General features: G+C 68.4%; 20 protein-coding genes and 1 pseudogene. 7 read left to right on the plus strand and 14 right to left on the minus strand.

Annotated elements, in window-relative coordinates; all coding sequences use genetic code 11:
* The first annotated feature begins 77 nt into the window (after nucleotides 1-77).
* Together JNK84_RS20100 and JNK84_RS20105 are read left to right on the plus strand one after the other, a co-directional pair.
* Nucleotides 78-1,277, plus strand: a complete 1,200-nt coding sequence (locus JNK84_RS20100; protein WP_293427330.1) for an efflux RND transporter periplasmic adaptor subunit — start codon at nucleotides 78-80, stop codon at nucleotides 1,275-1,277.
* A 134-nt stretch (nucleotides 1,278-1,411) separates the two neighbouring features.
* Nucleotides 1,412-4,552, plus strand: a complete 3,141-nt coding sequence (locus JNK84_RS20105) for an efflux RND transporter permease subunit (RefSeq protein ID WP_293427333.1) — start codon at nucleotides 1,412-1,414, stop codon at nucleotides 4,550-4,552.
* Nucleotides 4,553-4,555: 3 nt separating this feature from the next.
* On the opposite strand, the gene JNK84_RS20110 is transcribed toward JNK84_RS20105, so the two are convergent.
* Together JNK84_RS20110 and JNK84_RS20115 are read right to left on the minus strand one after the other, a co-directional pair.
* On the minus strand, nucleotides 4,556-5,902 hold the full coding sequence (locus JNK84_RS20110; protein ID WP_293427336.1) for an ATP-binding protein: 1,347 nt from the start codon (nucleotides 5,900-5,902) through the stop codon (nucleotides 4,556-4,558).
* Nucleotides 5,899-6,576: a response regulator transcription factor gene (locus JNK84_RS20115; protein WP_293427406.1), complete on the minus strand. Its 678-nt coding sequence runs from the start codon at nucleotides 6,574-6,576 to the stop codon at nucleotides 5,899-5,901. The genes JNK84_RS20110 and JNK84_RS20115 overlap by 4 nt, the downstream gene beginning before the upstream one ends.
* 219 nt (nucleotides 6,577-6,795) lie before the next feature.
* Between JNK84_RS20115 and JNK84_RS20120 the strand changes: the two genes are divergently transcribed.
* Nucleotides 6,796-8,442 (plus strand): class I adenylate-forming enzyme family protein, encoded by a 1,647-nt coding sequence (locus tag JNK84_RS20120; RefSeq protein ID WP_293427339.1) that lies wholly within the window; start codon nucleotides 6,796-6,798, stop codon nucleotides 8,440-8,442.
* 3 nt (nucleotides 8,443-8,445) lie between these two features.
* Here the strand turns inward: JNK84_RS20120 and JNK84_RS20125 are convergent, their stop codons facing one another.
* From JNK84_RS20125 to JNK84_RS20155, 7 genes are all read right to left on the minus strand, one after another.
* A complete protein-coding gene (locus JNK84_RS20125; RefSeq protein ID WP_293427342.1) occupies nucleotides 8,446-9,591 on the minus strand; it encodes an acyl-CoA dehydrogenase family protein in 1,146 nt (381 codons plus the stop codon).
* Between the two features lie 52 nt (nucleotides 9,592-9,643).
* Nucleotides 9,644-10,084, minus strand: a complete 441-nt coding sequence (locus tag JNK84_RS20130) for a MaoC family dehydratase (RefSeq protein ID WP_293427345.1) — start codon at nucleotides 10,082-10,084, stop codon at nucleotides 9,644-9,646.
* The gene (locus JNK84_RS20135; RefSeq protein ID WP_293427348.1) at nucleotides 10,081-10,902 is read right to left on the minus strand and encodes a shikimate dehydrogenase family protein; all 822 of its coding nucleotides are present in this window, start codon (nucleotides 10,900-10,902) and stop codon (nucleotides 10,081-10,083) included. The genes JNK84_RS20130 and JNK84_RS20135 overlap by 4 nt, the downstream gene beginning before the upstream one ends.
* Before the next feature lie 10 nt (nucleotides 10,903-10,912).
* A complete protein-coding gene (locus JNK84_RS20140) occupies nucleotides 10,913-12,526 on the minus strand; it encodes an acyl CoA:acetate/3-ketoacid CoA transferase (protein WP_293427351.1) in 1,614 nt (537 codons plus the stop codon).
* Nucleotides 12,527-12,576: 50 nt separating this feature from the next.
* Nucleotides 12,577-13,473, minus strand: coding sequence for an ABC transporter permease (locus JNK84_RS20145; RefSeq protein ID WP_293427355.1), 897 nt, complete (start codon nucleotides 13,471-13,473; stop codon nucleotides 12,577-12,579).
* Entirely contained in the window at nucleotides 13,470-14,480 is a 1,011-nt protein-coding gene (locus tag JNK84_RS20150) for an ABC transporter permease (protein WP_293427409.1), read from the minus strand. Before JNK84_RS20150 ends, JNK84_RS20145 begins: the two co-directional genes overlap by 4 nt.
* Nucleotides 14,481-14,699: 219 nt before the next feature.
* Complete coding sequence (locus JNK84_RS20155; protein ID WP_293427358.1) at nucleotides 14,700-15,740, minus strand: LacI family DNA-binding transcriptional regulator; 1,041 nt, start codon at nucleotides 15,738-15,740, stop codon at nucleotides 14,700-14,702.
* A 133-nt stretch (nucleotides 15,741-15,873) separates the two neighbouring features.
* Between JNK84_RS20155 and JNK84_RS20160 the strand changes: the two genes are divergently transcribed.
* From JNK84_RS20160 to JNK84_RS20170, 3 genes are read left to right on the plus strand one after another with little or no spacing between them, the layout of a single operon-like run.
* Complete coding sequence (locus JNK84_RS20160) at nucleotides 15,874-16,641, plus strand: enoyl-CoA hydratase/isomerase family protein (RefSeq protein WP_293427361.1); 768 nt, start codon at nucleotides 15,874-15,876, stop codon at nucleotides 16,639-16,641.
* On the plus strand, nucleotides 16,638-17,642 hold the full coding sequence (locus tag JNK84_RS20165) for an NAD(P)-dependent oxidoreductase (protein ID WP_293427364.1): 1,005 nt from the start codon (nucleotides 16,638-16,640) through the stop codon (nucleotides 17,640-17,642). Before JNK84_RS20160 ends, JNK84_RS20165 begins: the two co-directional genes overlap by 4 nt.
* Nucleotides 17,639-18,472 carry an amidohydrolase family protein gene (locus JNK84_RS20170; RefSeq protein ID WP_293427367.1) on the plus strand — a complete coding sequence of 278 codons (834 nt, stop codon included), beginning with the start codon at nucleotides 17,639-17,641 and terminating at the stop codon, nucleotides 18,470-18,472. Before JNK84_RS20165 ends, JNK84_RS20170 begins: the two co-directional genes overlap by 4 nt.
* 166 nt (nucleotides 18,473-18,638) lie before the next feature.
* Here the strand turns inward: JNK84_RS20170 and JNK84_RS20175 are convergent, their stop codons facing one another.
* From JNK84_RS20175 to JNK84_RS20185, 3 genes are all read right to left on the minus strand, one after another.
* On the minus strand, nucleotides 18,639-20,288 hold the full coding sequence (locus JNK84_RS20175; protein WP_293427370.1) for an ABC transporter substrate-binding protein: 1,650 nt from the start codon (nucleotides 20,286-20,288) through the stop codon (nucleotides 18,639-18,641).
* A 163-nt stretch (nucleotides 20,289-20,451) separates the two neighbouring features.
* Nucleotides 20,452-20,931, minus strand: a complete 480-nt coding sequence (locus JNK84_RS20180) for a MaoC family dehydratase (protein ID WP_293427373.1) — start codon at nucleotides 20,929-20,931, stop codon at nucleotides 20,452-20,454.
* Nucleotides 20,932-20,939: 8 nt separating this feature from the next.
* Nucleotides 20,940-21,713: a 3-ketoacyl-ACP reductase gene (locus JNK84_RS20185; protein WP_293427376.1), complete on the minus strand. Its 774-nt coding sequence runs from the start codon at nucleotides 21,711-21,713 to the stop codon at nucleotides 20,940-20,942.
* Nucleotides 21,714-22,044: 331 nt separating this feature from the next.
* On the opposite strand from JNK84_RS20185, the gene JNK84_RS20190 reads away from it, so the two are divergent.
* Nucleotides 22,045-23,247, plus strand: a complete 1,203-nt coding sequence (locus JNK84_RS20190) for an NnrS family protein (RefSeq protein ID WP_293427379.1) — start codon at nucleotides 22,045-22,047, stop codon at nucleotides 23,245-23,247.
* Between the two features lie 18 nt (nucleotides 23,248-23,265).
* Here JNK84_RS20190 and JNK84_RS20195 read toward each other — a convergent pair whose 3' ends face one another.
* Nucleotides 23,266-23,730 (minus strand): group III truncated hemoglobin, encoded by a 465-nt coding sequence (locus tag JNK84_RS20195; RefSeq protein WP_293427382.1) that lies wholly within the window; start codon nucleotides 23,728-23,730, stop codon nucleotides 23,266-23,268.
* Nucleotides 23,731-23,906: 176 nt separating this feature from the next.
* Nucleotides 23,907-24,149 (minus strand): annotated as a pseudogene (locus JNK84_RS20200) (hypothetical protein); the annotation flags it as partial.

The raw sequence follows: 24,149 nt of genomic DNA on the forward strand, positions 1-24,149 counted from the left end.
CGGACGCAACCGATATGCGAACTGGATCACTCGGACGACGAGCGCTCGCGATTTCTGGGCTGGTCGTTCTCGCAGCCGTGGCAGCTTACAGCTATGGCCTGTTCCGCAGCCCGACTTCCGAAGGGCACGCCGCCGGCATCGCCGCGCCATCGGCGCAGGCGGTTGGACCACAGGCCCCGGCGACAGCCGCGGGCGACGGATCGGTCCGCCTCACGGAAAACGAGCTCCGCAGCCTGACGATCGAGCCGGTCGCCTCGCGACCGTTCCGTCCGCGCTTCGTCACCGAGGGCAAGATCGCCACCAACGAGGATCGCGCCAGCCCCGTCTTCTCGCCCTATGCCGGCAAGGTCGTCCGGATCATGGCGCGGCCCGGCGATCTCGTCACCGAAGGCCAGGTTCTGTTCACCATCGAGGCCACCGACATGGTCTCCGCGCAGAACGATTACGTCGCCGCGGTCTCGGCACTGGAGAAGGCGCGCACGGCGCTGCGCCTCGCCGAGATCAACGAGCGGCGTCAGCGCGATCTCTACAATGGCCGCGCAGCTCCCCTGCGCGACTTCGAGCAGGCGCAGGCCGACCACAAGGGCGCGCAGGCCGACGAGCGCGCCGCCGTCGCCGCCCTCCGCGCCGTGGAGAACCGCCTGCGCATTCTCGGCAAGACCGAAGGCGACCTGACGCAGCTGCGCGAGCGCGGCACGATCAATTCGGAGACGCCCATCGTCGCGCCGATCTCCGGCCTCATCGCCCAGCGGCGCATCGGCCCCGGCCAGTTCGTGCAGGGTGGCGGCGAGCCGCTATTCCTCGTCGACGACACATCGCATGTCTGGGTGCAGGCCTTCGTCAGGGAAGGCGACAGCCATTCCGTCGATATCGGCGACGAGATCGAGTTCCAGGTCATGTCCCGGCCGGGTCAGACCTTCACCGGCACGATCAGCCATGTCGCGAGCGTGCTGGACGCGGCAACCCACCGCCTCGCCGTGCGCGCGAACATCCCCAACCCGCGCGGCATCCTCAAGCGTGAGATGTTCGCGACCGTCACGGTCTTCACCGAGAAGGCATCCGACTGGCCCGCCGTGCCGCGCCGCGCGGTGATCCGGCAGGGCGAGCTCTCCCATGTCTGGACCGTTTCCGAGAGTGGCCAGGCCACCATCCGGCGGATCCGGACCGGGCTGGTCCAGGACGGCTTCGTCCAGGTCCTGGAGGGAATCGCCCCCGGCGAACGCATCGTGGTCCAGGGCAGCCTCTTCCTCGACCAGATGGCCAGCGAGGCCCGCTAGAACCGCCACCCCATTCACCCCATTCCCATGAGCATGGTCTTTCCCGAAGGCCCACCCCCCTTTCGGAAACCATGCTCCGGAGGCTGCCGGCGGACCTCGCCGCTGGCAGCCTCCAGCCCTTCCGGAACGCAGCCGTGAACGCGCTCATCTCCTTCTCGCTCGACCGCCGGGTGCTGGTCGCGCTGGTCTTCCTGATCGCGCTCGCCGCCGGCGGCTTCGCGTTCACGCGCCTCAATATCGAGGCCTATCCCGACCCGGTGCCGCCGCTGGTCGATGTCATCACCCAGTCGCCGGGCCTCTCGGCGGAGGAGATCGAGCGCTACATCACGACGCCGATCGAAAACCAGATGGCCGGCATCCAGAACCTGCGCGTCATGCGCACCACGTCGGTCTTCGGCCTCTCCGACGTGAAGCTGCAGTTCACCTACGATTTCAGCTACGAGGAAGCACTGCAGCGGGTGCTCAATCGCCTCGGCCAGCTCGGCCCCCTGCCCGGCGGCGCGCAGCCGCAGATCTCACCCATGAGCCCGATCGGCGAGATCTTCCGCTACCGCGTGGTCGGCCCGCCCGGCTATTCGCTGACCGATCTGCGCACCATGCAGGACTGGATCCTGTCGCGCCGGTTCAAGTCGGTGCCCGGCGTGGTCGATGCCACCGGCTGGGGCGGCACGTCCAAGACCTACGACGTCACCGTCGACTTCCAGAAACTGATCGCCGCCGGCCTGACCCTGCCGCAGGTGATGACGGCGCTGCAGAACGCCAACATCAATGTCGGCGGCAATACGATCGAGATCGGTCCGCAGGCGGGCGTGGTGCGCGGCGTCGGCCTGATCCGCTCGATCGACGACATTGCCGGCACCCTGATCGCGCAGTCCAACGGCACGCCGGTGCGCATCCGCGACATCGCCGCCGTTTCGGTCGGCCATCTGCCGCGTCTCGGCATTGCCGGCATGAACGACACCGACGACGTGGTTCAGGGCATCGTGCTCATGCGCCGCGGCGAGAAGAGCATGCCGACGCTGGAACGCGTGGAGGTCGAAGTCAACCGCATCAATGCGGGCGGCGTCCTGCCGCCGGGCGTCAAGATCGAGCGGCTTTACGACCGCAAGGAGCTGATCCAGATCACCACGCACACCGTGATGCACAGCCTGCTGTTCGGCGTGCTCTTCGTCTTCCTGGTGCAGTGGGTGTTCCTCGGCAATCTCAGGAGCGCCATCATCGTCTCGGCGACGATCCCCTTCGCGCTCTGCACCGCCGTCATCATCATCGTGCTGCAAGGCGAGTCCGCGAATCTTCTATCCGCCGGCGCGCTCGATTTCGGCCTGATCGTCGATGCCACCGTCATCATGATGGAGAACATCTTCCGGCACCTTGCGGAGCGGAGCACCCATCACGGCGCCGGTCCGGACGACGAGAAGAGCCGCGTCGCCACGGTGCTGGCGGCGGCGCGCGAGGTGGTCGGGCCGATCTTCTTCTCCTCGGCCATCATCATCGTCGGCTTCCTGCCGCTGTTCATGCTGTCGGGCGTCGAGGGCCACATCTTCTCGCCCATGGCCAAGACCTATGCCTATGCGCTCGCCGGCGGCCTGATCGCGACCTTCACGGTGACACCCGCCCTCTCCGCGATCATGCTCAAGGGCAAGCTCTCCGAGACGGAGACCATCGTCGTGCGCGCCATCCGGCGCGTCTACGAGCCGATGCTCGGCACGATCATCCGCTACCGGTTCCTGGTCATCGCGGCGGCCGTGCTGCTGCTCGCCGGCACCGGCATCACCCTGCGTTCGCTTGGCCTCGAATTCCTGCCGAAGCTGGAAGAGGGCAATATGTGGGTGCGCGCCACCTTCCATCCGACCATCTCGCTGCAGGAAGGCAATGTCTATGTGAACCGCATGCGCCGGGTGATCGCGAGTTTCCCGGAGGTGCAGCGCGCGATCTCCCAGCAGGGCCGCCCGGACGACGGCACCGACGTCGCCGGCTTCAACAATGCCGAAGTCTTCGTGCCGCTGCGTCCCGCCACGGAGTGGCGGCCCGGCATGACCAAGGAGAAGCTGATCGAGGAGGTCAATGCGCGCCTGTCCGCGGAACTGCCGGGCGTCGTGTTCAACTTCTCGCAATATCTCGAGGACAACGTCGCCGAGGCCGCCTCGGGCGTGAAGGGCGAGAACGCCATCAAGGTGTTCGGCAACGACCTGCAGGAGATCACGCGGACCGCCCAGCAGATCCGCGACGCGATCCGCACCGTGCCCGGCGTGCAGGATCTTGCCGTGTTCAACGTGCTGGGACAGCCGACGGTCGAGATCGAGGTCGACCGGGAAAAGGCCGGCCGCTTCGGCCTGCAGCCCGGCGACATCAACACGGCGATCAAGACGGCGATCGCCGGCGACACGCCCGGCGACCTCTACGAGCGTGGCTCGGACCGGCATTTCCCCATCATCGTCCGGCTGGCCGAGCGCTATCGCGCCAGCCCCGAGGCCATCGGCGAACTGCGCATCGGCGTCAGCGACGGCAATGGCGGCATCGCGCAGGTGCCGATCCGCGAAATCGCGACCGTGCGGATCGTCTCCGGGCCCTCGACCATCTATCGCGAGGGCCAGCAGCGCTACGTGCCGATTCGCTTCTCCGTGCGTGGGCGCGATCTCGGCAGCACCGTGCTGGAAGCCCAGGCGCGCGTCGCGAGCCAGGTGACATTGCCCTTCGGCTCGCGGCTCGAGTGGGTCGGCGAATTCGGCAATCTCCAGGACGCCGTCGCCCGGCTCCAGGTCATCGTGCCACTCACCCTGCTGCTGATCGGTCTGCTGCTCTATGCCTATTTCGCGTCGCTGACGGACACGCTGCTGGCGCTCAGCGTCATCCCGCTGGCGCTGGTCGGCGGCATCCTCGCGCTGGCCGTGACCGGGACGCCTTTCGGCGTGTCGGCCGCCATCGGCTTCATCGCGCTGTTCGGCATTTCGGTGATGGGCGGCATCCTCGTCATCGTCCACTACAACACGATGATCGACGCGGGTCTTGCCCGCTACGAGGCGGTGGCGGAGGCGTGCCGCGTCAGCATGCGGCCGGTGCTGATGACCTGCGTCGCGGCCTGCGTCGGGCTCCTGCCGGCGGCGGTCTCGACCGGCATCGGCAGCCAGGTGCAGCGGCCGCTGGCCTTCGTCGTGGTCGGCGGCATCACGCTGGCTCCGGTGCTGATCCTGCTGGTTCTGCCGGCGCTGATCGCGGTGTTCTCGCGGCGCGGCGCGAAGCCCGAGACAGCCGGGGCCTTTCACCCGGCGGAGTGACGGTCACGGCAACAGAAGCTCGACCTTCAGGCCGCCCATGGCCGAACGTGACAGGCTCGCCTCGCCGCCATAGGCGCTGACGAGGTCCTGGACGATGGCGAGGCCGAAGCCGGAGCCCTCGACCTGCTCGTCCAGCCGCCGGCCGCGCTCGATGCGGTACGCCAGTTCCGAAGCGGGCAGGCCCGGCCCGTCGTCCTCGACGGTCACCGAGACGCCGCCTGCCGACCGTCGGGCCGTCACGGCCACCGAGGCGGCCGCCCATTTGCGGGCATTGTCCAGGATGTTACCCAGAACCTCCATCAGGTCGGTCTCGTCGAGGGCGACATTCAGTTCGGCGGGCACGTCGGCGGCATAGGACACCGCCTTGCCGCCCGATACCGTCTGCATCGTGCGCACCAGCGAGGCGACCACCGGGGCGAGCGCGGTGCGCTGGGAGCGGCGGAGGGCCTTCACGCCCGCGCGCGCGCGCATGAGCTCGCGCATCACGTGCCTGCTCATCCGGTTGATCTCGCCGTCGATTTCGTCGGCTAGGTCCGGCCGGCCGGCTTCGCGCAGCCGCCGCGCGGTGGAGCCGAGCACGGCCAGCGGCGTCTTGAGCCCGTGGGCGAGGTCGCCGGCGCGGGCGCGCGCCGCATCGAGATCGGCGCTGCGGGCGGACAGCAGCGCATTGAGGTCATCGACCAGCGGCTGGATCTCATCCGGGAAGTCGCCCTCCAGCGCGTCGCGCTCGCCGCGATGGACGAGGTTGAGCGACTGGCGCAGACCGGCAAAGGGCGCGAGGCTCACCTTGCTGGCGAACCACAGCGCCAGGACCAGCGCCAGGCCGAGCGCCGCGAGCGCCGCGGCCGCCGACAGGGCGAAGCTGCGGCGCGCCTCGTCCAGTTCGCTCTGGTCGAGCGCGACAACGACACGGGCGCCCTCGACCGCACCGCCCGCGACATTCACCCGCCGCTCCAGCACGAGCAGGCTTCGTCCTTCCGGGCCGGGGCGTTCGTAGAGGGCGGCATCGTCATTGGAGGGCGGCCGGGTGCGCCAGGCGATGCGAAACTGGCCCAGGGAGGGCGAGACGAGATCAACCGCGTCGCCGCGTCCCGCCTGCCAGTAGAAGCCGCTCTGCGGGGCCTGGAAACGGCGGTCCGACAGCGTAATGTCAATGGCGAGGCGGCCGTCGCTGCCGATCCGCGCGTTGCCGACGAGGGCGGTCAGATCGTCGCCGATCTCGGCGGTCGCCCGTGCGCGGATATGGTCCTCGAAGATCAGCGTGACCGCGAGGCCGGCCACGAGCAGGGCGAGGGCGATGGCGACGACCATCGTCCAGGCGAGCCGCTCCCTGATCGATCGCGTGCTCACCCGCCGTCACCGATCTGGCCGTCGACCGCGACGTAGCCGTGACCACGGCGAGTCTGGATCAGCGGCACGCCGAGCTTCCGCCGCAGCCGCGCCACCAATGCCTCGAGCGCGTTGGAATCGTTCTCCCGCTCCTGGCCGTGGATGGCGACGCTCAGCTCGCCCTGCGGCACGACGCGGTCGAGGTGGGTCATGAGGTGCAGGAGCAGACGGTATTCCAGCGCCGAGACGGCGACGGGTCGGCCGGCGACATTGACCTCCCGCGTGCGCGTGTCGAGCTCGACCGATCCCGCCTTGATCACCGGGGCGGCGTGGCCGCCCGCCCTGCGCGTGAGCGCGCGCACGCGCGCGACGAGTTCCTCCATATGGAACGGCTTGGTCAGGTAGTCGTCGGCTCCCGAATTGATGCCCTCTACCTTCTCGCGCCAGCCGTCGCGGGCGGTCAGGAGAATGACCGGCATGCCGCGATTGGCGGCGCGCCAGCGCCGCAACACCGACAGCCCGTCCAGCTTCGGCAGGCCGAGATCGAGCACGACGGCCTGAAACTCCTCGCTGTCGCCGCGATACCAGCCGTCTTCGCCCTCATGCGCGACCTCGACGACGAATCCGGCGGCGCCCAGCGCGCGAGCGATATCGGCGGCGATACGGGCTTCGTCTTCGATGACCAGGACGCGCAAGCGCTCGGCCCCTGACTGGTTGATGACGGCCGAGCCGGCCACGCGACCGGCTCACCATACGTTCATCCCTCAAAGCCGGGCATAGCTCAATAGGCGGATACGCGCCGATCGCGGGCGGGCTTGAACGTGGCTGGTCCATCGGTTCTCATCGGCAGCCCAGCCCTCTTGCCGCGGCCCCGCCGCGCCCGATCAAGCGGGGCATCAACCCGATCCGGTGCCATGTCCCCCGACCGCCCCGCCATGCCCGTCTCACCGCCCCGCTGGATCGATGCACAGGGGCCCCGCCTCAGGCTGGAGGCGCATTTCGGCGACCGCGTGGTGTCCTGCTTCGCTGAGCGGCCGGGCAGCCTCTACGGCCTGCTGGCCGAGACCGTCCGGCGCAATGGCGGCGGCGAGGCTCTCGTCTGCGGCGACACGCGCTTCACCTATGCCGTTCTCGCCGAAGCCGTGGCGCGGCTGGCGGCGGCGCTGGCGGCCGAAGGCGTCAAGGCCGGCGACCGCGTCGGCCTGCTGATCGGCAACCGGACGGAGTTCGTCACGACGCTGTTCGCCCTTGCCCGCCTTGGCGCGGTGGCGGTGCCGATGGGGCTCAGGCTCCAGACGCCCGAGATCGCGCATGTGCTCAACGATTGCGGCGCGAGCCTGCTGATCCACGAGGCGGACCTCGCGGACCGTCTGCCAGCCCCCGCAGAAGTGCCCGGTCTCTCCCGCCGCTGGACCGTCGGGGGCGAAGCAGCGGGCGCGCAGACCCTCGACAGCATCGCGGCGACCCATTCGGACGCCCCGCCCCCGCCAGTTGCGGAAGTGGGCGAGGAAGACACCGCCGTCATCCTCTACACGTCGGGCACGACTGGGCGGCCGAAGGGGGCGATGCTGACCCATCTCGGCATCGTTCATTCCTCCCTGGTCTACGAATATTGCATGCAGCTGACGCAGGCGGACAGATCGCTCGCCGCCGTGCCGCTGAGCCATGTAACGGGCCTCATCGCCAACATCACCTGCACGGTGCGCGCCGGCGGCGCGCTGATCATCATGCCGGCGTTCAAGGCCGCCGACTTCCTGGCGCTGGCGGCGCGCGAGCGGATGACCCAGTCGGTCATGGTGCCCGCCATGTACAATCTCTGCCTGCTGCAACCGGACTTCGATTCCTACGACCTCTCGGCATGGCGCATCGGCGGCTATGGCGGCGCGCCCATGCCGACGCCCACCATCGAGAGGCTCGCGGCGCGCTGCCCCTCGCTGCAACTGATCAACGCCTATGGCTCCACCGAGACGACGTCGCCCTCGACCATCATGCCGCCCCGCTTCACGCCGACCCATGGGCACAGCGTCGGCATCGCGGCGCCGGGCGTCGACCTGATCGTCGTGGACGAGGCGGGCCGCGAACTGCCGCGCGGCGAGACCGGCGAGATCTGGATTCGCGGCCCGCACGTGGTCAAGGGCTACTGGAACAATCCGTCAGCCACGGCAGCGGGCTTCACGGCTGGCTTCTGGCATTCTGGCGATATCGGGTCGGTGGATGCCGACGGCTTCGTGCAGGTGCTGGACCGCATGAAGGACATGATCAACCGCGGCGGCTACAAGGTCTTCACCGCCGAGGTCGAGACCGTGCTGGTCGCCTGTCCGGGCATCGTCGAATGCGCCGTCGTGGCCGTCCCCTGCCCGGTGCTCGGCGAGCGCGTGCACGCCTTCGTCGTCACCGAGGGCGACAAGCCGACGGCCGAGGCGATCCGCGCCTGGTGCGCCGCGCGGCTCTCCGACTACAAGGTGCCGGAGACGCTGACACTTCAGGCCGAGCCGCTGCCGCGCAATGCCAACGGCAAGGTGATGAAGCGCGTCCTGCGGGAGCAGCTGCCCGCTGCCTGAGGCCTATTCCGGTACACCGTTCGTCATCAGCTCGCGCGCGATGATGGTGCGCTGGATCTGGTTGGTGCCTTCGTAGATCTGGGTGATCTTGGCGTCGCGGTAGAGTCGCTCGACCTCGAAGCCGCGGATATAGCCGGAACCGCCGAAGACCTGCACTGCATTGGCGGTCTGGGACACCGCCATGTCGGAGGCGAAGCACTTGGCGATGGAGCAATGAGCGGTCGCGGGGCTGCCGGAATCCATCGCCTCCGCCGCATGGCGCACCAGCAGCCGCGCGGCGGAAATCTCCTTGGCCATGTCGGCCAGCAGCCACGACAGACCCTGGAACTCCGCCACGGGCTGGCCGAATTGCTTGCGCGTCCTGGCATAGTCCAGCGCCGCTTCGAGCCCCGCCTGCGCAATGCCGACCGCGAGCGAAGCGATACCGACACGCCCCTTGTCGAGCGCGCTCATCATGATGTGGAAGCCGCGACCTTCCTGTCCGAGCAGCGCATCGGCCGGCAGTTCGACGCCGTCGAAGGCGAGCGCGCCGACCTGCGAGGCGCGCTGTCCCATCTTGTGTTCCTTCGCCCCGCGCGACACGCCGGGAAGATCCAGCGGCACGATGAAGATGCTCATGCCGCGCTTGCCCGCGGCCTTGTCGGTGCGCGCCAGCACGAAGCCGATATCGGCAACGGGCGCGTTGTGGATCCAGAGCTTCGAGCCGGTCAGCTTCCAGCCCGTCGCCGTGCGCTCGGCCGTCGTCCTGATGCCGGACACGTCGCTGCCGGCCTCCGCTTCGGTGATGCAATAGGCCGGGCGGAAACCGGCGCGCAGCAGCGGGCCAAGGTAGCGCTCCTGCTGCGCCGGCGTGCCGTGAACCGAGAGCAGCGTCGCAATCAGCTCGTAGAGGCCGCACTGGTCGGCGACGGAAGCATAGCCGCGCGACAATTCCTCCATGACGAGAGCATACGCGAGAACGTCGAGGCCAGCACCGCCGAGTTCGGCGGGCGTGGTGATGCCGAACAGGCCGAGCTCGCCCATCTGGCGGTAGATGTCCGCCGGAAAGGCTTCATCCCGGTCCAGCGCCTCGGCCCGCGGGCGCACGACCTCGGTGGCGAAGCGCCGGGCTGCGTTGCGGATTTCCTGATGGGTTTCGGACAAGGGCATGGGATCGCTCGCTCGGGTGCGGTCGTCGAAGAAGCTTCGGCGGTGGTGGCGGTCAGGCGGCTTTCGCCACCCATTTCATGATGTGCGTGCCGGCAAGACAGGTCTCGCCATTCTGGTTGACGACCTCGACCTTCGAGCGCGAGCGCGCCGCCACCGCGTCGATCTCCTCGACCGTGTAGCGGGCGGTCAGCGTGTCGCCGATGAAGACGGGCTTGAGGAAGCGGATTCGATCATAGCCGAGCGAGACGGAGGTGCCGGTGGTGCCGCGCTCGACCGAGCGGCGCGACATCATCGAGGCGGTGGTGGAGAGCAGCCCCATCACCAGCGCGCCATGGGCGATGCGCCGGCCGAAGGGTGTCGTCGCGGCATAGGCCTCGTTGACGTGGATCGGGTCGAAATCGCCGGTGAGGCCGGAGAACAGGACGAGGTCGGCTTCCGTGATGGTCTTGGCGAAGGTCGCGGTGTCGCCGGGTTCGAGGAAGGTTTCGATCATGGCGCGGACCCGATCTTGTAGAACTCGACGACCTGCTCGGCCTGCCCCTCCAGCATGGCCTTGCCGCCGATGACCGCGCAGCCGAGCGCGCGGGCATGGGCCATGAGCGGCGTCACCTCCGGCTTCATGATGATGTCGATGACCAGCATGTCGGGTCTCAGGCCGTCGAGCGGCACCGGCGGCCCGTCGCCGGGCGCCATGCCGATGGGCGTGGCGTTGATCAGGGTGTCGTGGCCCTCGAAGACGACGGCGCCATGGCGCGCGAGGCAGGCCGGGTAGTGCTGGCTGATCCGCGCGGCGAGGGCTTCCGCCTTGGCGCTGTCGGCATCGAAGACCGACACGGCGGCGGCGCCGGCATCGGCCACCGCGATGGCGACCGCGCTGCCGCCACCGCCCGCGCCGACCAGCATGACCTTGCGGCCCTTCATCGACGTGTCGCGCTTGGCCAGCCCGCGGATCAGCCCGGTGCCGTCGAACATGTCGCCGGTCCAGGTGCCGTCGGCCTCGCGGCGAATGGCGTTGATCGCGCCGACCTTGGCGCCCATGGGCAGGATGCGGTCCACCAGCGGCATGATCCGCGACTTGTGCGGCACGGTGACCATCAGCCCGTCGAGATTGCCGAGCCGCATGATGCCGCGCATCACCTCGTCGAACTGCGCCGAGGGCACATGCGCCGGCACGAAGACCGTGTTCATGCCGGCATCGGCGAATTTGGGATTGTAGACGCCGGGCGACTTCACCTGCGCGACGGGGTCGCCGATGATGATGTAGAGCCGGCTCGCGCCATCGATGACCGCCTGCTGCGCCTTGTCGCCCATCGTTCCATCCTCACTCGGCCGCGACCGCATCGGCGGTGCCCTGAAGATGCGCGGGCGGCGCGCGGCGCGGGCGCTTGGCCAGATGCGCCGCAAGTCCGATCGGCTCGGCGCGGAACAGGCGCGCGTCCATGATCTTGAGCTGGGGCGAAACGAACGGCCGGAAGCCCATGCGGCCGATCACGTCGCGCTCGACATCGATGCCGGGCGCGATCTCGATCAGTTCCACGCCCTGTTCGGAAAGCCGGAACACGGCCCGCTCGGTCACGTAGAGCGTGCGCTGGCCGCGCGCGGCGCCGTAGCGGCCCGAATAGGTCACCTGCATGACCTTCTCGACCAGCTTGGCGTGCTGGCCGTCGCGGGCGATGCGGGTCGTGCCGTCCGGCCAGGCGATGTCCGATTTGCCGGCCGTGAAGGTGCCGGAGAAGATGACGCTCTTGGCGTTCTGGCTGATATTGATGAAGCCGCCGGGACCGACGATGCGGTCGCCGAACCGGCTGACATTGACGTTGCCCTCGCGGTCGACCTCCGCGAAGGACAGGAAGGCGAGATCGAGGCCGCCGCCGTCGTAGAAGTCGAACTGGTAGGGCTGATCGACGATGGCCGCATAGTTGCGCGCCGCGCCCGCATCGTTGCCGGAAGCCGGCGCGCCGCCGATCAGGCCCTGCTCGTTGGTCAGGCACACTTCGTCCAGCGCGCCCTCTTCCGCGGCGACGTTGGCGATGCCGGTGGAGATGCCCGAACCCAGATTGCAGATCGCGCCCGGGAACAGCTCCATCGCCGCGCGGCGCGCGATGATCTTGCGGGCGTCCAGCGGCAGGACCGGAATGTCGGACAGCGGCATTTTCAGCTCGCCCGCATAGGAGGGCGAATATTCGACCTGATAGGTCTGCCACTGCTTCGGCTCAACCACCACGAGATCGACGAGGATGCCGGGAATCTTGACGGTCTTGGGCGGCAGCGTGCCGCGCTTGGCGAGGCGCTTCACCTGCACGACGACGAGGCCGCCGCAGCGCTTGGTCGCCTGCGCCTCCGACAGCATTTCGAGGAAGACGGCCTCCTGCTCCATCGTGACATTGCCGTCCTCGTCGGCCGTGGTGCCGCGCAGGAAGCAGACATCGACGTGGAACGGCTTGAAGAACAGGTACTCCTCGCCTCGGAAGTCGATCAGCTCGACCATGCCCTCCGGCGCGCATTCCGACTGGCGGCCGCCCTGCAGGCGCGGGTCGACGAAGGTGTGCAGGCCGGTCTTGGTCATCAGGCCGGGACGGCCGGCGGCCATCTCGCGCATGAGCTGCGAGAGAGCCCCCTGCGGCAGGGTGTAGCCCTCCACCTTGTTGGCGAGGGCCATGTCGGAGATCTTCGGCGAGTTGACGAATGTGCCGGAGACGACCCGCTTCAACAGGCCCTCCTGGGCCAGGTGTCCGGCCCCCCTGTCGACGCCGTCGCCGAGGCCGACGGGATGAACGGCAGTGATGGCGCGCGGAGCGCCCTCGGCGGCAAAGCGCCGGCCGAGCGCTGCCAGCAGCGCCTCGGGAACGGCATGGCCGCCGCCGGAGCCGCCGATCAGCAGCGTGTCTCCGGACCGGATGAGTTTGACGGCATCGTCCGCGCTCACGACCTGCACGGTACCCTCCTGATGATCGCCTCGAATGGTCTTGTGCCGGGCGGCATGGCTCACCGGTTCGCCGATCTCGGATCGAGCCAGTCGCGCACGCCGTCGCCGAGGAAATTGAAGCCGAGCACGATGGTCAGGATCGCGATGCCGGGGAAGGTCGCGACCCACCATTGCTGGACGAGTTCGCGCCCTTCCGCGACCATCGAGCCCCATTCCGGGGTCGGCGGAACCACGCCGAGGCCAAGGAAGGACAGGCCGGCAAAGGTCATGATGGCATTGCCGAGATCGAGCGTGATCAGCACGATCAGCGGCCCCACCGCATTGGGGATGATGTGGCGCAGCAGGATGCGCTTGTGCGAGAGGCCCATGGACTTTGCCGCCTCGACATATTCGTGGCTGCGCTGGACGAGCACGAGGCTGTGCGCGAGGCGGGCGAATTTCGGCCACCAGACCACCAGCATGGCGATGATCGTGTTCATCGTGCCGATGCCGAGAGCCGCCGCGATGGCGAGCGCCAGGATGATCGGCGGGAAGCACAGGACGAGGTCGGTCAGGCGCATGATCAGCTGCTCGATCCGCCCGCCGGCATAGGCGGCCATGCCGCCGAGGATCGTGCCGATGGCGGCGCCCAGGATGACCACCACGAAGCTCGCCGTCAGCGAGACCTGCGTCCCGTAGAGCAGCCGCGAAAACACGTCGCGACCCAGCACGTCGGTCCCGAGCCAGTGCTTCCACGACGGCGCGAGCAGGCGCTGGGTCACGTCGACCGCCGTCGGGTCGTAGGGCGAGATCAGCGGCGCGAAGACAGCGATGAAGACCCAGATGGCGACGATCGTCGCGCCGGCCGCGGCGAGCCCGTAGCGCTTGCGCCACCGCTTGCCGCGCGACAGGCCCCCCGTGGCTGCCTCCTCGCCCGCCGCCACCGGGCGGGCCTGTTCACCGGACACGGCGCTCATAGCCGCACCCGGGGATCAAGGAACGCATAGCTGATGTCGATCAGCAGGTTCACCAGCAGGTAGACGAAGGCGACGATCAAGGTGATGCCCATGATCGCCGGGAAGTCGAGCGCGGCGGCGCTGCGGAACGTGTAGCGCCCGAGCCCCGGCCAGGAGAACACCGTCTCGGTCATCACCGCGCCGGTCAGGAGGTTGGCATAGGCAAGGCCGCCGAGCGTCACGACCGGGATCAGCGCATTCGGGAAGGCGTGGCGGACGATGACCGTCCAGGGCACGAGCCCCTTGGCGCGCGCGACCCTCACATAGTCCTGCTCGATGCAGTCCAGCATGGCGGCGCGCATGGTGCGGGTGATCAGGCCGAGCGTCGCGGCGGCCAGCACGATGGAAGGCAGGACGAGATGGGCGGCCGCGTCTCGGAAGGTCTCCCAGTCGCCGGCGATGATCGTGTCGATGAGCAGCAGGCCGGTGACCGAGCGCGGCGGCATGGCGATGGCGTCGAGCCGCCCCGGTCCCGGCGCGATCTCGAGGCCGCCATAGAAGATCGCCAGCATGATGAAGGCCAGCCAGAAGGTCGGCGAGGAGACGCCGACCAGCGAGACCATGCGCGCCACATGGTCGATCCAGGTGTCGCGCCAGACCGCCGCCATGATGCCGAGCGGAATGCCGATGGCCAGCGTGATCATGAAGGCGACGGTGGCGAGCTCGAGGGTCGCCGGTGCGAACTGGGCGATGTCCTCCATCACCGGCCGCTGCGAGGCGATGGAAACGCCAAGGTCGCCCTGAACGACGCCCTTCAGGAAGATCAGGTAGCGCTGCCAGAGCGGCAGATCGAGGCCCCATTTGGCGCGCCACTCCGCGACGAACTCCTTGTTCGACGCGGCGACGTCGCCGAGCGCGGCCAGCACGGGGTCGCCGGGCACCGTGTTGGCGATAAGGAAGATGACCAACGTCGCCAGCACCGCCATCACAACGGTCAAGACCAGTCGCGTGACGATGAAATTGGCCATCACGATCAGCCCCGCCGAGTGACCGGCCGGGGTGCTGCGGCGATGCCCGCGACGTTCGCGGGCACGAGGAATCCATGGTCGATGGTCATGTGTCCTCCCGAGCTTTTTCTTATGATTTAGATCGTTCTAAATTTTGGTCGACGCGGTGTCAATCGCCTCGTATGGTTTTACGCCATGCAAGCTGGAACGGGTGGTACGATGCGGGTCGGAACGAGCGCCTCAGCGCCGGCCACCGCTCGATTCCCGTATGACGAATTTTGGCTGGAGAACGACGCGTCGGACCGGCGCGTCGGGGTTCTCGATGCGGTCGAGAAGCAGCTGGGCGGCGGTCTCGCCCAGCGTCTTGGTGTCGTTGCGGACTGTCGACAGGCCGGGGACCCAGAGTTCGGCCTCCGCGAGGTCGTCGTAGCCGATCACCGCGAAATCGCGGCCGGGCTCGCGGCCAACCTGCCTGAGTCCCAGCATGACGCCGAAGGCGATCACGTCGTTGAAGCAGACCGCCGCGGTCGGCGGATCCTTCAGCGCCAGCAGCCGGCGGACCGCCGTGGCGCCGAAGCTGCGCGTCGCGTCGCCTTCGACCACCAGCGCCTCGTCGATGGTGATGCCGTGCAGGCCGAGCGCCTTGCGGTAGCCGCCGCGCCGCTCGCGGCCGGTGGAGACGAGGTCGTTGCCGCCGAGCATGGCGATGCGCCGGTGGCCGAGGCCGATCAGGTGCTCGGTCGCCTCGCACATGCCGGCCTCGTTGGCATGCCCCGCATAGTCGAGGCCGGAGCCGGCGATGTCGCGGGAGACCAGCACGCAGGCGACCCCCTGTTTTTTCAGCCGCCGCAGCGTCTCGCGGGACGTGCCGCGCGAGGGGCAGATCGCCAGTCCGTCGGCATTGTATTCGCGCATGGTGGCGATGAAATCGTCCTGCCGGGCCGGGTCTTCCTCGGAATTGGCGATGAACACCACGCGGCCGTGCTTCAGGAAGGCGCGCTGGATGGCGGCCGTCAGCTCGGTGAAATAGGGGTTGGTGATCTCGTTGATCGAGACGCCGATCGTGTGCGAGCGCTGGGTGCGCAGGTTGGCCGCGCCTCGGTTGTAGACATAGCCGAGCGCGCGGACGGATTCGAGCACGGCCTCGCGGGTCTTCGCGGCGACCAGCGGGCTCTTGCGCAGGACAAGCGAGACGGTGGCGCGCGACACGCCGGCATGGTCGGCGAGGTCGTGCAGCGTCACCCGCTGCGGCCGTCCGGCGCTTTTCCCCCTGCCCGCCATTCCGCTCGTTTCCGTTCGTGGGTTCCGAATGCCGATCCCACCGCGATTCCCGTGTCTAGAGCAAATGCGAGCGGGAAAGATACCGGTTCGCGACAGAAAAGTGCGATTTCGCACGACCAGGGAGGAAAGACCCATGCAGGACGAGGTGCTGCTGGAACGTGACGGCTTCGTCGCGGAGATCGTGCTGAACCGGCCCGGCAAGCTCAATGCCATCACGCCGCCCATGGCGGCCGAAATCGAGCGTCTGTGCCGCGCTCTCGACCGCGACGATGGCGTGCGCGCGGTGCTGATCCGCGGCGCGGGCGAGCGCGCCTTCTGCGCCGGCAGCGACCTCAACGCGCTCGCCGAATACCCGTCCGCCTGGGCGTTCCGCAATCGCGTGGAATATGCGACCGCCGTGCGCGACATGCGCAAGCCCGTGGTCGCGGCGCTGCACGGCTGGGTGCTCGGCGGCGGCGCGGAAATGGCCTTGTCGGCGGATATCCGGGTGATGGGACGATCGGCGAAGATGGGCTTTCCCGAGGTGCAGCGCGGCTGGGTCGGCGGCGGCGGCGCGTCGCAGATGCTGCCGCGCCTCGTCGGCTATGGGCAGGCGATGAAGCTGCTGCTGACCGGCGACCCGATCGATGCGGCCGAGGCCCACCGGCTCGGCATCGTCGAATATCTCGTCGACGATGCGAAAGTGGCGGACGAGGCCCGTGCGCTCGCGCGGAAATTTGCCGGCTACAGCCCTGTTGCCGTCGAGTCCGTGAAAGCGTCCGTGCGGGCGGCCCTGTCCTCCACGCTGCCGGCCGGAATCCGCTACGAGAACGAGATGAACACGCTCTGCTTCTCGGCGGGAGACCATATGGAAGGCATTCGTGCCTTCCGCGAAAAGCGCGACGCGGAGTTCAAGCAGTGAGCCGGCACAGGGTCTTCCTCACCCACACGCCCCACATGCTCGACAGCTATTACGGCCCGCGCGCCGTGGCGGCGCTGCGCGACATGGCGGATGTCGTCATCAACCCGACCGGGGAGGCGATGGACGAGGCGGCGCTGATCGCGCATGCGCAGGGCTTTCCCATCATTGTCTCGGACCGCCTGACGCCGGGCTATGCCGGCTTCTTCCGCAAGGCGCCGGATCTCGTGGCCTTCCTGCGTTGCGCCGTCGACATCCGCAATGTCGATGTCGAGGCTGCCAGCGCCGAGGGCATCCTCGCGACCCGCGCGACGCCGGGCTTCATCGCCTCGGTCTCCGAGCTCGGCTTCGGCATGATGATCGACCTGGCGCGGCACGTCTCCGCATCGGTCGGCCATTATCGCGCCGGCGGCGAGCCGATGGCCGCGATGGGGCGGCAGTTGCAGGGCTCGACCATCGGCATCGTCGGCTATGGCGCCATCGGCGTGCGGATGGGCGAACTGGCGCGGGCTTTCGGCATGACCGTGCTTGTCGCCGACCCCTACAAGACGATCGATGAGGCGGGTATCCGGCAGGTGCCGTTCGAGACGCTGCTGGCGGAATCCGACTTCGTCGTCTGCCTCGTCGTCGCGACCGAGGCCACGGAGAACCTGATGGATGCGCGCGCCTTCGCCCGCATGAAGCCTTCGGCCTTCTTCGTGAACCTGTCGCGCGGCAATCTCGTTGACGAAGCCGCGTTGCAGGATGCGCTGGACGCGAAGCGCATCGCCGGTGCGGCGATGGATGTCGGCCGCGCGCCCGACCAGAAGCCTTCGCTGTTTCTGGCGAGCCGCAACGACGTGGTGGCAACGCCCCATACCGGCGGGCTGACCCCGGCGGCCATCGAGCATCAGGCCTTCGACACGGTGGCGCAGGTCAGGGCGCTGGTTTCCGGCGAGATACCGCCGGGCGCGGTCAATACGGAGGCTGCCACGCGGCTGCACCGGCTGAGGAGAGAGCCATGAGCGCGGCAGCTAAGCCCACGATCGTCGTGCCCGTTGGCGCCACCGACACGCATATCCACGTCTACGACGGCACGCCGCTGGCGCCGACCGCGCTGTCGAAGCCACCGCCGCAGGCGAGCGTCGAGGACTACAGGCGTATCCGCGCGCAGCTCGGCCTGACACGCACCGTCATCGTCCAGCCCTCCGTCTACGGCACCGACAACGAATGCACCCTGCGCGGTATCGCGGCGCTGGGGGCGGATGTGGCGCGCGGCGTCGCCGTGGTCGATGCGGGTGCAAGCGACACGGAGCTCGACCGGCTGACCAGGGGCGGCATCCGCGGCGCGCGCTTCTTCATGCTGCCGGGCGGCGCGATCGGCTTCGACCAGCTCGACACGATCGCCGCGAGGATGGCGCCGTTCGGATGGCATGCGGTGTTCCAGACCGACGGGCGGCGGCTCGCCGACCACGCGGCGCAGATCCGCAACTGGCCGGTGCCGGTCGTCATCGACCATACCGGCAAGTTCCTGGAGCCGGTCGCGGTCGATAGCCCGGAATTCCGCGTTCTGCTCGGATTGGTCGAAACCGGCCGGATCTATGTGAAGCTCGCCGCGCCCTACGAGACCTCGAAGACCGGCGCGCCAACCTATGAGGACGTCAGCCGGCTCGCCCGCGCGCTGGTGAAGGCGGCGCCGGAGCGCATCCTGTGGGCGTCGAACTGGCCGCATCCCGGCCGCGAGCCACGGCCCGACAGCGCGCATCTCCTCGACATCCTCGCGGACTGGGCGCCGGATGAAGCGGTGAGGCGGCGCATTCTCATCGACAATCCGGCCGGTCTCTACGGGTTCTGAGTATTGCGTTTCCTAGGGGACTCGAACCCCCGGCTTGCGTGCCGCCCCATCCGTCATGCCCGGCCTTGTGCCGGGCATCCACGTCTTCTCATCGCATCGGAGTTCAAGTCGTCATGGCCGGGCCAGGCCCGGCCATGACGACGAGGTTGTCGCCCGCTATCGTCGCTTACGACGAGACCGGCTTCACGTCGTACATGTCGAGCTGCCAGCCGGCCGCCGTCAGCGGCAGCTTGGCGAGGTTCGACCGCACCGCGATCTGGTAGATCGGCTGGAACAGGACGAAGTAGTTGGCGTTGTCGACCGTCTGCTTCTGATACTCCACCCAGAGGTCAGCCTGCTTCTTCGGATCCTGCTCGGCCGCCGCATCGCGCACGATCTTGTCGAGCTCCGGCGGCACCGGCCAGTGGACGCGCCGGGCGACGCGCTCCACGCTCGCCGCCGCCCACAGGAGGTTCTCCACCGCCGGTGGATTCCAGAAGGTCAGGACGCCGCCCTGCGCGCGGTTGCCGGTATAGGTCGTGCGCAGGTTGACCTGATCCATCGGCGTCAGCTTGGCGCGGATGTTCACCCGGGCGAGGTCGGCCTGGATCTTCTGGCCGAGCGTCTGGTAGGTGACGCCGGCGATCGCGGCGTTGCCATAGGCGATCTCGAACTCGAAGCCGTCCGCAAGGCCCGCCTTCTGGAGAAGCTGGCGCGCCTTGTCGAGGTCCTGGTTGTAGCCGACCCGGCGGGCGATCTCCTCCGTCGAGCCCGAGACGCCGATGGGCAGGAAGTTGGCGCAGCGCACGGCCGCGCCACCGAGCAGGTTCTTGACGATGCCGTCATAGTCGATGGCATGGCCGATCGCCTGACGGGCCTCCTTGACGCCCAGGGCCTTGTTGAATTCCGGGTTCTGCGTCAGCGCCATATAGACGAAGTCGAGGCTGGTGAGCGCCTCGAGGCGCACGTTCGGCTCCGCCTTCAGGGTGGCGATCTGCTCGGGGATCAGGTTGAAGGCGATATCGACGTCACCGCGGCGGATCGACAGGAGCTGGGCCGCGCTGTCGCCGATATGGCGGATAATGACCCGCTCGAAAGGCGGCTTGCCGCGCCAGTAATTGTCGTTACGGACGAACTGGATCTGCGCGTTGCGCTCCCACCGCACCAGCTTGTAGGCGCCGGCGCCGGCCGAATTGTTGTTCAGCCATGTGGTGGCGCTGTCCTTGGTCTTGGCCTCGCGGCTGGCGTCGCCACCATGCTGCATGAGCAGCTTGCTGTCATAGACCGGGAAGCCGGGCGCCGCGATGATGGTCATCAGCGGCTGGCGCGGGTCCTTGAGGATGATGTCGACGGTCTTGGCGTCGACGACCTCGGTGCGCTCGACGTGGCTGATGTATTGCGAGGTCTGGTCGCCGAGATAGAGCACGCGGTCCATCGACCATTTGACGTCGGCGGCGGTCATCGGATTGCCGGAGGCGAACTTGACGTTGTCGCGCAGCGTGAAACGCCAGCCCTTTCCGTCCGGCGTGCGCTCCCATTTGGTGGCGAGCTGCGGACGGATGGTGATGTAGTCGCCCGGCGCCATGGTGACGAGCATGTCATAGGCCGCCAGCAGCGACATCGGCGGCGTGTATTGCGCCTGCCGGGCGGGATCGAGCGTCACCGTGTCGGAAATGTCGATGCCGATGACCAGCGTGTTGCGCCGCGTCTGCGCGAAGACGCGCTCGGGAAGGCCGGCGGCGAGGGCTGCGCCGCCGATACCGAGCAGCTTCGCCACGTCGCGGCGGCTCATCCAGCCGTCGTTCGTCGTCTCATGCCTGTCTTTGCGAACCGTCATTGTCGCTCCTCCCGGGAGGTGGTGGGGAACACCGCTTGGTTGCGGCTTATTGCCTTTGGATCGATCTAAATTCTGTGTCGGCCACGGCCCAATCGATTGAAGTCACCGGACTGTGCGACCTCGCCTCGCCGCCGTCAATGCGCGGCAAACACGGACCCGCCCCTCACGCCGCCTCGCTGGGTCGCAGCCGCGTCAGCAGCGCCGTCTCGCCCTCCTGCACGACCTCGCCGCGCTGGTTGGCGACCACGAAGCCGAGCATGGTGACACCCCGGTCCCCCCTGGACGTCAGTCGTTTCGACTTCACCGTCACGGTCACGCCGATCCGGTCGCCGACGAGAATGGGGCCGCGGAAATTCCAGTTCCAGCCGAGCGAGGCAACGGCCATGATCCGCACCGACGAGCGGTTCTTCAGCCCGTCCGCCATGGCGAGGCCGAGCAGGCCGTGCGCGATGCGCCCGGCAAAGCCCTGCTCGCGGGCGAAATCGTCATCCATGTGAACATCGAACAGGTCGCCCGACAGACCGGCAAACCCGACGATATGGGCGTCGGTCATGACGATCTTGCCGGTCTCGTAGTGATCACCCTCGCGAAGGTCCTCGAACCAGTATTCGCCGGGGCCGAGCAAACGTTGCGCTACCGTCATGACGGCCTCTAGAGCTTGGCGACGGACAGGCCGCCATCGACGTGCACCACCTCGCCCGTGGAATAGGCCAGGGCGCCATCGGCCAGCATGGCCACGGCGCGGCCGATATCCTCCGGCTCGCCCCATCGCGAAATGGGCGAGAAGCCGGAGGCAAACATCCGATCGTATTTCTCGCGCGCGACCGCGGTCATGTCGGTGCGGATGACGCCGGGGCGGATCTCGTAGGCGCGAATGCCGGCCTCGGCGAGCCGAAGCGCATAGAGCTTGCTCATCATCGAGAGACCGATCTTCGAGATGCAGTACTCCGCGCGGTCCGGGGACGCGGCTTCGGCGTTCAGCGACGACACGGTGACGATGCTGCGGAATCCGCTCGCGGGCGCCGCGACCATCCGCTTCGCCACGGCCTGCGTCAGGAAGAACGGGCCGCGCAGGTTGATGGTGATCAGCCGGTCGAAGCTCTCGGGGCTCGAGTCCAGCATGTCCCCGCGCGTCTTCACGGAGACGCCGGCATTGTTCACGAGACAGTCGATCCGGCCGAAGGCGTCCCACGCCGCCGTAACCAGCGCCCCCTGCCCGCCGAGATCGGCGATGTCGCCCGCGAGGGTCGTCACCCGCGCGCCGGCCTCCCGCGCGGCGGCGGCCGTCGCGTCGAGATCGGACGAGGCGGCGAGATCGTTCAGCACCAGATCGAAGCCGCGCGCAGCCAGCGCCAGCGCGATGCCGCGCCCGATGCCGCGCTGCGCGCCGGTGACGAAAGCGACGCGCCGTCCGCCCTGCTCCATGGATCGATCCTCCCTTGCGGCTTCCGCGTCGTTCCGCGCGGATGGCCGCCGATGGACGCGGGCCGGCTCGCCTTTAACAGGAGAAGCAACCCGCATCATCCGCAATTTAGATCGATCCAATTTCCGTTTGGCAAGCCCCGATTTTCGCGCCTCCCAACTCTCGGGCGACGCATGCGCTGCCTGCGGGCAGGCATCCACGGGTGAACGACCGAGCGGGGCGCCCGCGAACCGCGCCCGGTCGCCGTTTTGACATTTGTCAATTTCTTGCCCGGGGACACCGGGCATTCTGCACGCCGTCCCCCTGATGCGGACAGGAGCTTGGCGAGGCGCCATGATCAGCACGATGGAACTCCAGCGAGCCTGGCGGGGGCCAGTGCTGTTCAGCTACGGATTTCGCCCGTTCTTCCTCGGCGGGCCCATTCTGGCGGCGCTGCTCGTGCCCTTGTGGGTGCCCTGGTATCTCGGCCTCATCACCATTCCGAGCGCCCTGCCGCCGGTCGCATGGCACGCTCATGAACTGCTGTTCGGCTATGTGCCCGCCATCGTCGCCGGCTTCCTCCTGACGGCCGTGCCCAACTGGACGGGGCGGTTGCCGGTGGTCGGCTGGCCGTTGGTCGGGCTGTTCGGGCTCTGGCTGACGGGCCGCATCGCGGTCGCCTGTTCCGTCCTGCTCGATCCCTTGTCGCTTGCCGTCCTCAGCCTGCTCTTCCCGGTGGCTCTTGCGGGCGTCGTCGCGCGCGAGATCATCGCCGGCGGCAACTGGCGAAACCTCAAGGTTCTCGGCGGCATCGTCGTGCTGACGCTGGCGCAGGCGCTCTTCCACTACGAGATCTGGCGCCACGGCCATGCCGTTTCCGGCGACCGCCTCGCCATCGGCGTGACAATCATGCTGATCATGATCGTCGGCGGCCGGATCGTCCCGAGCTTCACCACCAACTGGCTGAAGCGCGCCAATCCCGGACGCCAGCCGGAGCCTTTCGGCCGCTTCGACGTGGTCGCCATGGCGGTGGGCGGCGCGGCGCTGGTCGCGTGGGCGGCATCGCCGCTACATGCGGGGCTGGCGGCGCCGGCCGGCCTGCTGCTGCTCGCGGCCGGGACGCTCCAGGCGGTCCGCCTCCTGCGATGGGCGGGCGACAGAACTCTCGCCGAGCCGCTCGTCACCGTTCTGCACGTGGCTTTCGCCTTCGTGCCCTTGGGCTATTTCCTGACGGGCTACGCCATGCTCGCGGACAGCGGCGCGGCGCGGTCGGCGGGCGCGCATGCCTGGACGGCCGGCGCCATCGGGCTGATGACCCTCGCGGTCATGACCCGTGCCAGCCGTGGCCATTCCGGGCGCGCGCTCACCGCGCCGCCTTCAACCATCCTGATCTATGTCGCGGCCTTCCTTGCCGCCGTCCTGCGCATGGTCGCGTCCTTCGCCCCGGAGCACGCGATGGTCCTGCTGGCCGCTGCGGGCGGCGCATGGACGCTGGCGTTCCTCGGATTCGCGGTAAGCTATGGCCCGATGCTCGCACGGCCACGCGCGGGTGCGTGACGGCAGCGGCCTGCGGACCTACAGGCTGTCCTCGAGGATCGGCCGGACCGAGAGCGAGTCCTCGCTGCGGTGGAACGCGATGGCGAGGCGGAACGAATGGGCGATGCGCATCGCGCGGTCCATGAACAGCGCCGCGATTTCCGGCGGGCAAAGCCGCCGCACCGTCGACCGGAACAGGGTGAGCCAGCGGCGGAAATGCGCCTCGTCGAGCCCGGGAATGGCGAGATGCGGCGGCAGCGGCCGGCCCTCGTAGCGACTGCTGCGCAGCAGGGTGGCCGACCAGAAGTCGCACATCTTGGCGAGGTGATGCGGCCAGTCCTGTTCCGCGATGGCCGCGTTGAAGACCGGGCCCAACAGATCGTCGGCGCGGATCTCGTCATAGAAGCCGTGGACGACGGCCGCGATCATCGCCTCGTCCAGCGCTTCCGGCAGCAGCCTGCCCTCGATGAGGACGACGCGCGCGGGCGCGGGGCGATCCTTCATGATGCTTCTCCCTTGCGGACCAGCGATGGCCCGGGGCTCCGGGGCCGTCCGGCCATTGTCTCATCGTCGAGCGGAACGCACGCCGCGGCACCGCCACGATTCCTATACCGGCCACCGCGAAACGGCCAGACGATGGCGGCCAGCCGCAACGCGCCGGTCGCCGGGGATGACCCGGCCTAGCGTCGGGCGCCCTCGCAGCACGGGTCAGCCTGGGCGCCATCCGCAGCGAAGGCTGCGTAGGCCTGATGGCGCACGGCGCTCCACGGCTCCGACGGCGTCAGGGCGCATTGATCGATGCTCGACAAGCCGTCGCGCGCCGCCTGCGAGGCGATGGGCGGCTCGACCTCGCGGATCAGCCCGTCCTCTACCCCATAGATCCAGCCGTGGACATGCAGCGGCTGTCCGCGCGCCCAGGCGGC

It is taken from the genome of Phreatobacter sp., from assembly GCF_016793595.1.
In the GTDB taxonomy this organism is placed as follows: domain Bacteria; phylum Pseudomonadota; class Alphaproteobacteria; order Rhizobiales; family Phreatobacteraceae; genus Phreatobacter.